This window comes from Flectobacillus roseus, assembly GCF_030056595.1.
Taxonomy (GTDB): domain Bacteria; phylum Bacteroidota; class Bacteroidia; order Cytophagales; family Spirosomataceae; genus Flectobacillus; species Flectobacillus roseus.
Genome location: NZ_JASHIF010000004.1, coordinates 67083 through 82137 on the forward strand (window position 1 = coordinate 67083; position 15055 = coordinate 82137).

Consider the following 15055-nt stretch of genomic DNA (forward strand, 5'->3'; position numbering starts at 1 on the left):
TTACTTTAATCCACATTATCCGAAATAAAAGAAATGAAAAATTTTAAAAATATATTGTATCCTTCGTTGTTAACATTAGCAATGGGAGGCGCGATCGGATGTACGAATTTGGATGATGCTGTGCTAGATCGTTTGACGAACGCCTCATCTATTTCGCCTGATTTAACATTGAAGTCTGCATATCAAAGTTTGGGTACTTTTACTGATCAAGCTGCTATCTATGCTTTGACAGAACACCCTTCTGATGAGATGCAAGGCCCAACTCGTGGTGCTGACTGGGATGATAATGGTCGTTGGAGAAACCTTCACACGCACACATGGACAAACCAAAGTGACGATGTATTGGCAGCTTGGAATAACCTAAACCGCGGTCATGCACTCGCTAATGAGGTTATTAACAACGCAAAATCAACAGCAAAGCAAAAAGCTGAAGCTACTTACCTTCGCGCATTCTACATGTTTTATACAACTGACTTATTTGGTCAGGTAGCATTTAGAGATCCAGCGAATCCGGGTGCATTGCCAAAAGCTTTGAGTCGTAAAGATGCTGCTGCTCAAATCATCTCCGATTTGAATGCTATTATTCCTTCTTTGGATAATGCTACTGGTGCTAATGCTGGTACTGCTACGAAAGAGGCTGCTCGTTTCTTGTTGGCAAAAGTTTATTTGAACAAAGCTGTTTACGATCAAGATCCAGCTAGTCCAGCAGGTCCGTTTACTTTTGCAAAAGCTGATATGGATCAAGTAGTATCTTTAGCAGATGCTATTACTGGTTCAGGTAAATTCAGTTTGACTGCAAGTTATTTCGATAACTTCCACTTCGAAAACTCATCTCGTTCAAAAGAATTAATTTTTGTAATTCAGAACGAAAAAGGTGCTAGTAACAACAATGGTTCTTCTGTAAGAAACCGTTACTATATGACAACGCACTACAACCAAGTTCCAAGTGGTTGGAATGGTTTTACTACTTTGTCTGATTTCTACAATAGCTTTGAGAAAACTGATAGCCGTTTGGGAGCAGCTGTTCCAGGATTGACAGACAAGTCAGGTTTGCGTGCAGGTTTCTTGGCAGGACAACAGTTAGATCAAAACGGTGCAGCATTGAATGACCGTTCTGGTAAACCACTTAGCTTTACTGCAAAGTATGACTTCAAAGTGGCAAGTGAAGCAGATGGTATCCGTGTTATCAAATACATTCCAGATTTGTCAGACATCGATTCTCCTGCAAATGACTATGTATTCTTCCGTTATGCTGACGTATTGTTGATGAAAGCTGAGGCTTTATTCAGAGGTGGTAACACAGCTGGTGCTTTAACAATCATCAATGACTTGAGAAAAACTCGTGGTGTAGCTGCTTTGGCTGCATTAACAGCAAACGATATCTTGGCTGAACGTGGTCGTGAATTGTACTGGGAAGGTTGGAGAAGAAATGACCAAATTCGTTTTGGTACTTTCGCAAACCCTGTTGATAACAGAACAACAGCGTCTCCTGCTTACCGCGTTGTATTCCCAATCCCTCAAAGAGAATTGGAAATCAACTCAAACTTGAAACAAAACGTTGGATACTAATCATCTGATAGTTTTATAATACCGGAAAATGCTCGATTTATCGAGCATTTTCCTTTTAAGGATGTTGTTATATGCCTTTTTCAGCAATCGGCTTTCGGCAACAATAATCCCAATAAATTCAAACAAGCTTTTTGGCTTATAGCCTAATGCGTAATAATGCAATTTTATTTTACATTATTACTTAATTACTACATAAACATTAATAAGCTCTCAAAATAATGGTACGTCAATTCTTTTTTATTATTGGAATTTTATTGTTGGTTTCGGGTTGTACAATTTCAGATAAATTCAAGGCTGATGAAATTTATAATCAGCTGAAAGACGACCAAGCAAAAATTATTCTACATGTCAAAGGTAGCAACTTCTATAAGGAGGAAAGTATCTTTCATGGTCACCTCGAAATCGTAGAAAAATCTTTTACTATTAACTATTTCGATCAGTTCGATAGCAATGTAATGATTCATTTTGGCGCTGATAAATGGTATGAAGAAAAACCTATTAAAGCTCCTATCCGAATGTTTAATTCATATACATCTACAGTGATGTTTGGCAAAATCAAGGACAAAGCCAAAAGAAGAGGTGAAGGGTACTTGATGAGTCAGGGTCTTCTTACCTTCAAATCTCTCAATAAAGATAAAATTGTTATTGAGGTTGTGGGCAAAGCAAAAAAATACCCAAATGTTGGCGAAACAGACCCAGCTTTTGAAGTAGAAGGTATTATTGTGTGTAAAAAACCAAAAATTGCTTTTCTGGATGTAAATGAGGCCAATACGCTTTACTAAACAACTGAATCGTTTGAACCTATGAATAAATGAAAAACAATAAACCTATTAATAGCCTTATGCTTCCTCTATTCAGCCTTTTGTTGGGTGTTTTGGGAGCTAATTATTTTTCTGAAGCACAAACGCAGAGGAGTTCAAATACTTTACTTGCTAGGTTGAATACCTCAGTTGAGGGTGATAAAGCCTTTTTACGAACCTTTGCGCTAGTTGGCAATGTGGTTGATGTAGAAAGTCAAAAGCCTATCCCCAATGCTAGTGTTTCGATTGACTATGTGAAGTCTGGTGTGATTACAGATTCTACAGGTAATTTTTATATGAGATTGACCCAAGGTGAATATATTTTGAAAATCTCAGCCGTAGGATATAAGATCTTTAGAAAGTATATCAAATTAGATAAAGATACAAAAATGAAGATAGAGCTTCAATCTGTATCTAATATGCTAGAAGAGGTGATTGTGTCGAGTGTGGCAACTCGTAAGGATATTCAAACGCCTTCATTAGGAGTTTCTTTGTTGAGCCTAAAAGGCATTAAAAAGATTCCTGCCATGATGGGAGAGGTGGATATTCTGAGAAGTTTGCAGACACTTCCCGGTGTAAGTTCTGTGGGCGAGGGCAGCAATGGTATCAATGTACGTGGTGGTGCGGTCGATCAAAATTTGATTTATGTTGACGATACGCCCATTTTTAATCCAACGCATTTGTTTGGTTTATTTTCCATTTTTCCATCTGATGCGATTCGGGAAGTTGAACTATACAAAGGTGGTGTTCCTGCTCGTTTTGGAGGACGAACTGCTTCTGTTTTGGATATTAAAATGAGCGAGCCTAGTCTCGAAAAAGGAAGTGTACAGGGTGGAATCGGCGCAATTTCAAATCGTTTGACTTTTGAAACGCCTTTAATCAAAGAAAAACTTTCGTTAATGACTTCTGCGAGAGTATCCTTTAATGATTTTTGGTTTAAATGGTTTGGTACTCCTGAGGTAAAAAATACTAGAGCTAACTTTTACGATTTGGCATCCAAAGTGTTTTTTAAGCCAGACAAGAAAAATACGATTTCACTGACTGCCTATATTAATCATGATTTTTATCGAGTAGATTCCTTATTTAGCCTCGAAAATGTGGTGGCAAATCAAACGGATTTTACCTATGGACATCAAAATTTGGCATTACGTTGGAATCACTTTTTTTCAAGTAAAAGTAGTTTAGAAATTTCAGCTATTTCTAGTTTATACAAAAGCCAGACGGTAGCCCCAGACACAGCCAATAAAATCGACCTTCGTAATTCGATTCGTTATTATAATTTCAAAGCTCAATTTTCCTATTATCCTAACGATAAGCATAAAATCAATGCGGGTATATCGGGTATTCGATATGAGTTAGAGCCTGGCGTTTTGAATAAAGATATTGTGTCAAATATTGCAAAAGTTATTTTAGATAAAGAGCAGGGGTATGAACTAGCAACTTATGTTGATGATGAATATAAACTAAGTGAAAAACTAAAAGTGCAATTGGGTCTGCGTTATGTGCAATACTTAAGTATGGGGCCAGCTCCCAAACGAGTATATATATCTGGTGAGCCTCTTTCGGGCGAAACGCTTATACAAAATACTTGGACATCAGGCCTGATCGTGAATTATGGCGGTTTAGAACCTCGCTTAACTGCACTCTATACCATCGACGCAAACTCTTCTTTGAAACTTGGTTATAACCGAATGCACCAGTTTTTGCAATTGGTTTCCAATAATACGACGCCTTTGCCAACGGCTAGATGGAAATTGTCAGACAATAATATCAAGCCTCAAAGCAGTGACTTAGTGTCATTGGGATATTTCAAAAATTTGAAAGAAAGTATTTGGGAATTGTCTGTTGAGACATACTATCGTAGAACCCAAGATATGATTGATTATATTTCGGGGGCAAACTTACAGCTAAACCCTACGATAGAAACACAATTATTGAATGGAAAAGGCTTGGCTTATGGCGCGGAGTTGATGCTTACCAAGAAAAAGGGAGAGGTTACAGGCTCTATTGGATATACTTTCGCACGTTCGTTTTCAAAAGTTGATGGTCAATATCCAGAACAGCGTATTAATAATGGCAACTGGTATCCGACCAATTATGATAAGCCTCATACGCTCAACTTGATGTTCAATGCTCAGCCAGATAAACACAATAGCTTTTCTTTCAATTTTGTTTATAGCACAGGGCGCCCGCTGACTGCGCCTGTAGGAACTTATACGCTTGATGACCAAAAAATTTTGGTATATACTAGTCGAAATAATGACCGCATTCCTGACTACTACCGACTAGACTTTTCTTGGATTATCTCTAATCCGAGTATGAAAACCAAGCGTTGGGAAGGAAGTTGGGCATTTACGGTATATAATCTTTTGGGGCGCTCAAATGCCTATTCGGTATTTTTCAAAACACAAAACGATGTAATTAGAGCCTACCGATTGAGTGTTTTTGCCTCCCCGATTGTTTCCTTAGGTTATAATTTTAAGTTCAAATAAGTTTTACCGACCTTTAGCATTCATAGCGTATGAAAACCTATTTAAAATTTTTAACTCTGAGCTTGATACTGGGATTAAGTTCTTGTATCGACGAGCTTAGAGATTATACCCAAGTAACAGGAGAACGATATTTGTCGGTAGAAGCCTCCCTTTCTGACTTGAAAGGACCTCATAGAGTATACCTTTCTTTTTCTTCTCCCAACATCAATATCAATACCGAAAGTACACCCATCACTGGTGCGACGGTATTTTTTGAGGATGATTTAGGAAAACAGGAAAGACTCTCTGAGCTTTCAGGAGGAGTTTATGAGTCTTCAGCCACTTTTCAAGGCGTTGTAGGTAGAAGTTATACTTTAAATATTACCTTGCAAAACGGTAAAAAATATAAATCAACCCCTGAGCAAATAATGGCTTCGCCAGCCATTGATAGTGTTTATACACAATTTAAAATCGATACGGATTACCCGACCAACGATGCTCGTAGATATGCTTTTCAGGTATTTGCTGATTTTAAAGACCCTGCAAGTCCACAACAATATTATGAATGGAAATGGACACATTATGAGCGTACCCTTTACTGTGCAAGCTGTGAACGTGGTTATGATTATATTCAAAATAAATGTAGTCTTGAGAATAATTTCCCGCTAGGACAAACGGTGCCAGAGCTGATAAATTACAAATGTTCGGAGACTTGTTTTGATATAGAATATTCAACTTTAATTAATATTCTTTCTGATAATTTGTTGAATGGACAAACCATTAGAGGTATAAAGGTAGCGAGTGTTCCTTACACGGATAAATCTTTGTATTATTTGAAGATTGAACAAAGAGCTATTCCAACTAAACTTTATCAGTATTTGAGAACAATCAAAAATGTATCTCAAAGTTCAGGAACGTTATTTGACGTACCTGCCGAAACACAGTTTAGCCCCAATATTATCTCTGTGGATTTTCCTGAGGAAAAAATTTTAGGGGTATTTGAAGTATTCGGTGCCAAACAAAAAATAGTATATATCGACCGCTCGATTGGCTCTGATGGATATACTGCTATTCCAAAAGTATATCAAGGTAGAAGCATTCCACCGCCACCAGGGGCAATAAGTGGTCCCTTAGCCCCTTGTATTGAAGCTAAATTTCGAACTAAAAAAGAACCTGAAGCTTGGCGTGAATAAGCAATAAGGAATAAAAGCATGACAAAGCATTTGATAGTGATAAAACATATTTTTAAAAATATATGCTACCTAGGATTTTTGGGTGTGGTGAGTATTTCTTGTAAAAATCAAGATACACTTTTTACACTCAAAACATCAGAAGAAACGGGTATTCAGTTTGCTAATATCGTGACAGAATCTGAACAAGAAAATATTCTTAATTATGAATATTTCTATAATGGTGGAGGTGTGGCTGCTGCCGATTTCAACAACGATGGTTTAACTGATTTGTATTTTACAGGCAATCAAGTGCTTAATGCTTTGTACCTGAACAAAGGCGAAATGCAATTTGAAGATATAACCTCCAAAGCAGGTGTGGCTGGTCGACAGGGTGCTTGGAAAACAGGTGTTTCGGTGGTCGATATTAATGCCGATGGGTGGTTGGATATTTATGTTTGTTATTCGGGTTTAAGATCAGAAGATTTACGTAAGAACCAGCTTTTTATCAATAATCATAATCTGACATTCACCGAAAAAGCCAAAGAATATGGACTGGATGATTCAGGGTATTCTACACAAGCTAGCTTTGTTGATTATGACCTCGATGGTGATTTAGATTGCTTTTTGATTAACCACAACCTAGCTGGATATCAACGCAAAGAGGCCGCCGTTATGCGCGCCGCACGTGACTATAATGCAGGAGATAAGCTATTTAGAAATGATAATGGGCATTTTACCGAGGTATCCGAACAAGCTGGTATCAAAGGTAATCCATTGGGTTTTGGCTTAGGAGTGATGGTTTCGGATGTCAATCAGGATGGTTTTCCCGACATTTATGTAACCAACGACTACGTGGAGGATGACTATTTGTACATCAACCAGAAAAATGGAACTTTCAAAGATGAACTTCGTGAGCGTATTGGACATACCTCTTACTCGTCGATGGGAGTTGATATTGCGGATATCAATAACGATGATTTACCCGATATTTTTACGCTCGATATGTTGCCGGAGGATAATGCTCGTCAAAAATTGTTGCTTTGGCCAGACAACTGGAATACTTATCAGGCACAGTTGCAAAATGGTTTTTGGCATGCCAATATGCGCAATATGTTGCAGGTAAATCAAGGAAATGGACAGTTCGCAGAGATAGGGCAATTGGCTGGTGTATCTAATACCGATTGGAGTTGGGGAACACTCATGGCAGATTTTGACTTGGATGGTTACAAAGATATTTTTGTGAGTAATGGATTAGGAAAAGACTATACCAATGCCGACTTTATCAAATATTACAATGACGAGGAGGCTTATGGTTCTAAAAAGCCATTGTTGGAGCATTTGAAGCAAATGCCGACGAGTCAAACCAAGAATTATATTTTTAGAAATAACCACCAGTTAGGTTTTGTCAACGAGCAAGTAAATTGGGGCTTTGACCGCGCTACCGTGGCAAGTGGTGCAGTGTATGCCGACTTGGATAATGATGGAGATATTGAGATTATTACGAACAACCTAAATGATAAGGCTCATGTGTATGAAAATCAAAGTCAAAAAATCCAGCCAGATTATCATGCGGTAAAAGTAAAACTGACGGGTTCTTCTCAAAACCCTTTTGCCATTGGTGCTAAAGTGCAGGTTCGTGTACAAGGAAAAGATTCCGCAATGACTTTAACCCAAGAAATAGCCAATAGTCGTGGTTTCCAATCGAGTAGCCTTGAGCCTTTGACTTTTGGAATTGGGAATGGAAAAGTTATTTCTGTAAAAGTATTTTGGCCTGATGCGCAAGGTTCTATTACAGAATTGTGTCAACCTAAAGCTGATAATAAATACGATATCATTTATCAGAAAACACCAACTTGTAATGCCCTACAAGCGGAGCAAAAAGTAAATCCTATTTTCACCAAAACAATCATTCCTTCGGCGGCTTCTGAGATAGCTCTTACCAATAACTTTGACCGTCAGGTAATGTTGCCGATGCACTATTCTTACACAGGTCCGAAAATGTTGGCGGGTGATTTTAATAAAGATGGACAAATGGATGTTTGGGTATGTGGAAATGCTTCATCATCGCCAGTAATCTATCTGGCAAAAGGAGAAAGTTTTACGCAACAAAAACTTTCAGCACCGCCTGTTTTTCAACAAGACGCTGTAGTTGGCGACTTTAATGGTGACCAATGGCCAGATGTATATGTGACAGTTGGAAATTATGCTAATGCACAATTGAGCGAACAGCAAGATCAGCTATGGTTGAACGATGGAAAGGGAAATTTAAAACTTGCTCAAGCTATCGAAGACGGTTTGAATACCCAAACTGTAAAAGCCTCAGATTTTGATAAAGACGGCGATTTGGATGTTTTTATAGGTGGACATATTCAACCTAATCGTTTTCCAGTAGCAGAAAAGAGTGCTATCTTATGGAATGATGGTAAAGGGCATTTTACCAAACAAGAATTAGATGCGTTTGGCTTGGTGACAGACGCAGCGATTGATGATTTTGACCAAAATGGAAGCCCTGATATATTTATAGTAGGAGAGTGGATGAGTCCGATGATTCTAAAAAATAAAGGTAATAAAAAGTTCGAAACGCAACCTACAGATATTCCTTCGGGTTGGTACACAAGCCTTGCTCAAACTGATTTGGACGGAGATAAAGACCTTGATATTGTATTGGGGAATTTGGGTTTAAACACCCAAATTCGTGCTTCAAAAGCTGAGCCTGCTAGTTTAGTTTTTGACGATTTTGATATGAACGGAACTGTTGACTTTTTCCTCAACTACTACATTCAAGGAAAATCTTATCCAGCTTGTACCAGAGACGAAATGGCAGAGCAAATGCCAATTTTGAAAAAGAAATTTCCAGATTATGCCACTTTTGCCAAGGCAACGATAGAGGATGTTTTTGACCAAGCAGCTTTAGAAAAGGCACATCGAATGGAAATTACCAATTTGAAGACTTTGGTATTAGAAAACCAAAAAGGAAAATTTGTGACACATCAGTTACCTATGCAAGCCCAATACGCCCCTGTATATGCGATAGCTTTGCAAGATTTTGACAAGGATGGAAAGACCGATATTTTGTTGGCAGGGAATAATAGTAAATTGCGTTTAAGAATTGGCAAGGTTGACGCCAATTATGGTATTTTGTTGAAAAATAAAGGAAAGTTTGCCTTCAAAAGTTTGTCTGTCGCTCAAACAGGTCTATTTTTCAAAGGAGATATAAAATCAGTCCTAGCTCTACCAAAACATCTATTCGTTGGAAAAAATAACGAAGGAGTGGAAGGGTATGTGTGGTGAAGAGGGGAGGCGCAATAGTGAACAGGCACAAAGGCACAGAGGCACAGAGTGTTTTTAGGGGATAGGGGACAGGCAAAGAGGAGTTGTGTTTTAGTGGGCTATTAAAATTTTACATTAATCACTCACAACTCATCATTCAAAATTCTCCCTTTGTGCCTTTGTTACTTATGTCTTATCCCTCAAAAAAAAGAACCATTTTTATTTAAACAATATTATATCAATCTATGAAATTCACTGGCTTATTATTGGGGCTTTTGCTGTTGTCAGCAGAGGTTTTTTCTCAAAAGGCATACCATCTTGCCTCTCCGAATGCACGTGTTAATTTGACTGTCAATGTCAGTAAGGAAGGTAAACTTCTATATGCCTTGAATTTGGCTCAAACTTCGGTTGTAAAGCCTTCTTCTTTAGGTTTTAAACTTCAAAAACCTGCTATTTCTCTCACAAATTTCACCCTGATTTCTGCTGATTCTAGTGAGTTTTCTGAAACTTGGAATCCTGTTTGGGGAGAGGTAAAAAGTATCGAAAACCATTACAAGCAACTCAAGCTTCGTCTGAAAGCTATTCCTGCGAATGTATTGGTAGATGTTGTTTTTAGGGTTTTTAACGATGGTATTGGATTTCGCTATGAGTTTCCCGAACAAGAAGGATTTAAGCATTTTATTGTTGCTGATGAGCTAACACAATTTAATCTAGCGACTAATAACAAAACTTTCTGGATTCCTGGGGATTATGATACAAATGAATATCTGTACAATACAACCTTGTTCTCAGAAATTCACGCTTTAGCCGCTGCTAAAAAGGAAAAAGATATAGCCCTACAATCCTTGATTGCAGATAATGCCATTCAAACGCCTTTGATGATGAAAACGCCCCAAGGAATATATTTGAATATCCATGAGGCGGCTTTGGTCAATTATCCTGTTATGCATTTGATGGCAAATACCAAGACTTTTGGTATAACTTCACATCTTACGCCTGATGCAGTTGGTAATAAAGCCTATTTGCAAACGCCTTTTAATACTCCTTGGAGAACTATCGTTTTGAGTAATAAAGCTGAAGATATTTTGGCATCTAAACTCATTCTTAATCTCAACGAACCATCTAAAATTGAAAAGACCGATTGGATAAAACCACAAAAATTTATCGGTATGTGGTGGGAAATGCACGTGGGTAAAGCTACTTGGGAAAAAGTAGGAGGAAAACACGGCGCTAATACCGAAAATGTTAAGAAATATATAGACTTCGCCTCAGAACATGGCTTCGATGGCGTACTGGTAGAAGGCTGGAACGAAGGTTGGGAAGATTGGTTTGGTAACTGGAAAGAGGAAGTTTTCGATTTTGTTACTCCATATTCAGACTATGATGTAGATGCTTTACTAGCTTATGCCAAAAAGAAAAATGTCAAATTGATTATGCACCACGAAACCTCGGGTTCGGTGACCAACTACGAGCGTCGTATGGATAAGGCATTTCAATTTATGAAAAATAAAGGTTTTGAAACTGCCAAAACGGGTTATGTGGGTCGTATTATTCCTCGTGGCGAGCATCATGATAGTCAATGGATGGTAAATCACTTCAATCGTGTGGCGGCAAAAGCAGCAGAATATAACATCATGATTGAAGCGCATGAGTCATCTCGTCCAACGGGATTGCATCGTACGTATCCAAACTGGTTAGCCAACGAAGCGGCGCGTGGAAATGAGTTCAACAACGCTCCAACGTTGGGATTGGTACCAGAGCATGAAACCATCTTGCCATTCACTCGCTTGATGGGTGGTCCGATGGATTATACGCCAGGTTTCTTCAAAATGCATCTCAATCAGTTTATTCCATCTCGCACTACTCGTGTACGCACGACCTTGGCAAAACAATTGGCGTTATATGTGACCATGTACAGTCCTTTGCAGATGGTGGGCGATTTGCCAGAAAATCTAAAGGTTTACCCCGATGCTTTGCAATTTATTAAAGATGTTCCTGTAGATTGGGACGATACTAAAATCCTTTCTGCCGAGCCAGGAGAATTTATCATGATTGCACGTAAGCAAAAAGGACAAAATCAGTGGTTTGTGGGCGCTGTTAGTGATGAAAACTCAAGAGAGCTTTTGGTGAATTTTGATTTTCTGCCTGCTGGTAAAACTTATACAGCCACCATTTACCAAGATGCAAGCAATGCAGATTGGGAGAAAAATCCAGAGGCATATCAAATCCAAAAGGTTTCGGTAGATTCCCAAACCAAACGTACCATCAAAATCGCTAAAGGTGGTGGATTTGCCATCAGCATAAAATAGGATAATGAATGTTGGGTTGAAAAATGGAAAACATCGTTTTTTAACAACCATAACTAACCTTATATAAACAAAAGAATGAAAGTATTACAAAAATTGTCGCTAATAGCCCTGATGGGAATTGGATTGGGATGTTCGAGTAAAAGCGACACCGTGTTTGAGCTTATGGATAGCAAGGATACGGGGATTGATTTTGTGAATAAAGTCGAAAACTCAAAAGACTTCAACATATTCAATTACCGCAATTTCTACAATGGCGGAGGTGTTGCCATTGGTGATATTAATAACGACGGTTTGCCCGATATTTTCTTGACTTCCAACATGGGCGCCAATAAATTATATCTTAACAAAGGCGACTGGAAATTTGAAGATATTTCTAAAAAAGCTGGCGTCGAAGAGATTGGTAAATGGAATACAGGTGTGGTCATGGTCGATATTAACCACGATGGTTTGTTGGATATTTATGTTTGCAACGCAGGGATCAATAAGTTTACTCAAAAACAAAAAAATGCTCTTTTTATCAACAATGGTAACTCAACTTTTACCGAATCAGCTGCCAAATATGGCTTAGATGAAGGAGGTTATACTACTCATGCGGCATTTTTTGATTATGATTTAGATGGCGATTTGGATTGTTATATTCTCAACAACAGCTTTATCCCTGTCAATACGCTCAACTATGCCAACAACCGTGAATTACGTGCTGAAGATTGGCCAGTGAAGGATTTCTTGAAAGGCGGAGGCGACAAATTGATGCGCAACGATAACGGCTTTTTCCATGATGTATCCAAAGATGCAGGTATTTACAGCTCATTGATTGGTTTTGGCTTGGGTGTAACCATTGGCGATGCCAACAACGATAACTATCCAGACATCTACGTTTCTAATGACTTTTACGAAAAAGACTATCTCTATATCAACCAAAAAGATGGGACTTTCAAAGAAGAAATCGAGCAACGTATGAAGCATATCAGCCTTGCCTCAATGGGAGCAGACATGGCGGATATTAACAATGATGGTTATCAGGAAATTATTACAACAGATATGCTTCCACGAGATGAATATCGTTTGAAGACTACTTCTTCTTTCGACAATCATTATGTTTTTAAACTGAAAAAAGAACGTGGTTTTTATAACCAATTCCAGCAAAATAGCCTTCAGTTAAATAACCAAGATGGTACTTTTTCGGAAATCGGTAATTATGCTGGCGTAGCAGCGAGTGACTGGAGTTGGGGTGCTTTGATGTTTGATGCTGATAACGACGGATACAATGATATTTATGTTTGTAATGGTATTTACAACGACGTAATCGACCAAGATTTTATTGACTTTTTTGCCAATGAACTGGTGCAGGATATGCGTATGACGGGTGTAAAACAGGATTTTAATAAAATCATTGAAAAAATGCCTTCAACGCCAATTCCTAACAACTTTTTCCATAATACTAAATCATTGAAGTTCGAAGAAAAGGCTAAGGATTTTGGTTTTGATGCGCCGTCGTTCTCGAATGGCGCTATGTATGCTGATTTGGATAACGATGGAGATGAAGATTTGGTGGTAAACAATGTGAATGCTCAGTGTTTTGTATATCGCAACAATTCTGACAAACAGGCCGAAAAGCCTCATTTCTTAAAAGTAAAACTTCAAGGCGAAGGTCAGAATACCTATGCAGTAGGAGCCAAAGTAGATGTTTTTACAGGAAAAGAAACACAAACTCGTTCACTGATTCCTTCTCGTGGATTTCAGTCGAGTGCGGAGTATGTTTTGAATTTTGGTTTAGGGAAAAATACCAAAATAGATTCCCTCATAATTACTTGGCCTGACCAACGTATTAGTATTTACAAAAATCCTAAAATTGATGGCTTGGTTTCGTACCAAATGAAGGATGGTAAAAAAATGTCTTATCCAAAGGCAAAGCTAGTAGATGGATATTTTCAATGGGTAAATCAGCCGTTTGAAAAACACCAAGAAGATCCTTATGAGGATTTTTACCAAGAAAAAAACCTGCCTGCTATGCTTTCGAAAGAAGGGCCAAAGGCTGCTGTTGGCGATGTCAATGGCGATGGGTTAGAGGATATTTATATTGCAGGTGCCAAAGATCAAGCGGGTATGTTGTATTTGCAAACAGCCGCTGGGTTCAAATTATCCAAACAAGAATCATTTGAAAGAACAGCCTTTTTTGAAGATACTGCGGTGCTATTTTTCGATGCTGATAAAGATGGCGATTTGGATTTGTTCGTAGGTAGCGGAGGTAACGAGGTTTCGGAAGGTACGAACGACTTGTTGGATCGATTGTACCTAAACGACGGTAAAGGCAAATTTACGTATTCGTCAGGCGCTATTCCGATGAATACCTTGAACACCTCAGTGGTTTTGCCACTCGATTATGATGCGGATGGCGATATAGATTTGTTTGTGGGAAGTCGTAGTGTACCGATGCAATACGGTTTGAATCCGAATAGCTTTATTTACCAAAATGATGGAAAAGGAGCTTTCAAAGATGTGACGGCTAGTGTTGCGCCACAGTTAAAAGAGCTCGGTATGGTGCGTGATGCCTCTTTGTCGGATGTTAACAAAGATGGTACGAAGGATTTGGTCATCGTGGGCGACTGGATGGCACCTGTTACTTTGTTGGCTAAAGGCGCCAAATTCGAAAAAGCAGATAATGGACTGGAAGAATATACAGGTTTCTGGGGAGCAATCAAGGTATTGGATGTTGACGGCGATGGAGATAACGACATGGTATTGGGCAATATGGGCGAAAACTTTACGCTACATACCCAGTTGGATGCGCCACTGAAGATATGGGTAAAAGATTTTGACAAAAATGGAAGTATCGATAAAATCTTGACCAAGACGATTAATGAAAAGGATTCTCCTGTTTTCCTAAAAAGAGAAATGGCAGAGCAATTCCCAGCCTTGAAAAAGCAGATTCTTCAGCATGCTGAGTATGCTAAAAAGTCATTGCAAGATTTGTTTCCGTCGGATGTGTTAGAAGGAGGTTTGACCAAAACGGTGGGGTACTGCAAATCTATCGTGGCGATCAACGACGGTAAGGGTAAATTTACAGTTGCAGCCCTACCTGAAGTGGCACAATTATCCTGTATCAATGCTATCGAACAAGCTGACGTAAACCACGACGGCAAACCAGATTTGATTATTGGGGGCAACTACACAGGCTTTATTCCGCAGTTGGCGATGATTGATGCAAGTCGTGGAAATGTATTGATTAATAAGGGGAAAGGACAGTTTGAAGTACTTACCAATCAAGAAAGTGGTTTTGTACTGAATGGTGAAATCAAGCAAATTTTGCCTGTTAAAGTAAAAACCCAAACCGAATATTTGGCACTCATTAATAACGAAGTGCCAAGGTTATTTGCGCTCAAAAAATAGTTTTGTTTCCCCTTATGTTGGTAAATCCTTCATAAGGGGAATTTTTCGATATACACATCATTCAAGCTGATTCG

The 15055-nt window shown here is 38.6% G+C and carries 7 protein-coding genes; all 7 read left to right on the forward strand.

The genetic code is table 11. The features are described from left to right. The first annotated feature begins 33 nt into the window (after positions 1–33). The 7 genes from QM524_RS05110 to QM524_RS05140 all read left to right on the forward strand — a co-directional run bounded on the left by QM524_RS05110 (position 34) and on the right by QM524_RS05140 (position 14981). Positions 34–1569: a RagB/SusD family nutrient uptake outer membrane protein gene (locus QM524_RS05110; RefSeq protein ID WP_283343755.1), complete on the forward strand. Its 1536-nt coding sequence runs from the start codon at positions 34–36 to the stop codon at positions 1567–1569. 218 nt (positions 1570–1787) lie between these two features. Beyond that, positions 1788–2351, forward strand: a complete 564-nt coding sequence (locus QM524_RS05115; protein ID WP_283343756.1) for a hypothetical protein — start codon at positions 1788–1790, stop codon at positions 2349–2351. 29 nt (positions 2352–2380) lie between these two features. Beyond that, positions 2381–4861 carry a TonB-dependent receptor gene (locus tag QM524_RS05120; RefSeq protein WP_283343757.1) on the forward strand — a complete coding sequence of 827 codons (2481 nt, stop codon included), beginning with the start codon at positions 2381–2383 and terminating at the stop codon, positions 4859–4861. A gap of 29 nt (positions 4862–4890) precedes the next feature. After that, the gene (locus tag QM524_RS05125; RefSeq protein ID WP_283343758.1) at positions 4891–6033 is read left to right on the forward strand and encodes a DUF4249 domain-containing protein; all 1143 of its coding nucleotides are present in this window, start codon (positions 4891–4893) and stop codon (positions 6031–6033) included. An 18-nt stretch (positions 6034–6051) separates the two neighbouring features. After that, a complete protein-coding gene (locus QM524_RS05130) occupies positions 6052–9303 on the forward strand; it encodes a VCBS repeat-containing protein (protein WP_283343759.1) in 3252 nt (1083 codons plus the stop codon). Positions 9304–9527: 224 nt separating this feature from the next. Next, the gene (locus tag QM524_RS05135; protein ID WP_283343760.1) at positions 9528–11591 is read left to right on the forward strand and encodes a glycoside hydrolase family 97 protein; all 2064 of its coding nucleotides are present in this window, start codon (positions 9528–9530) and stop codon (positions 11589–11591) included. Positions 11592–11666: 75 nt separating this feature from the next. Continuing rightward, positions 11667–14981 (forward strand): VCBS repeat-containing protein, encoded by a 3315-nt coding sequence (locus tag QM524_RS05140; protein WP_283343761.1) that lies wholly within the window; start codon positions 11667–11669, stop codon positions 14979–14981. Positions 14982–15055 lie beyond the last annotated feature (74 nt).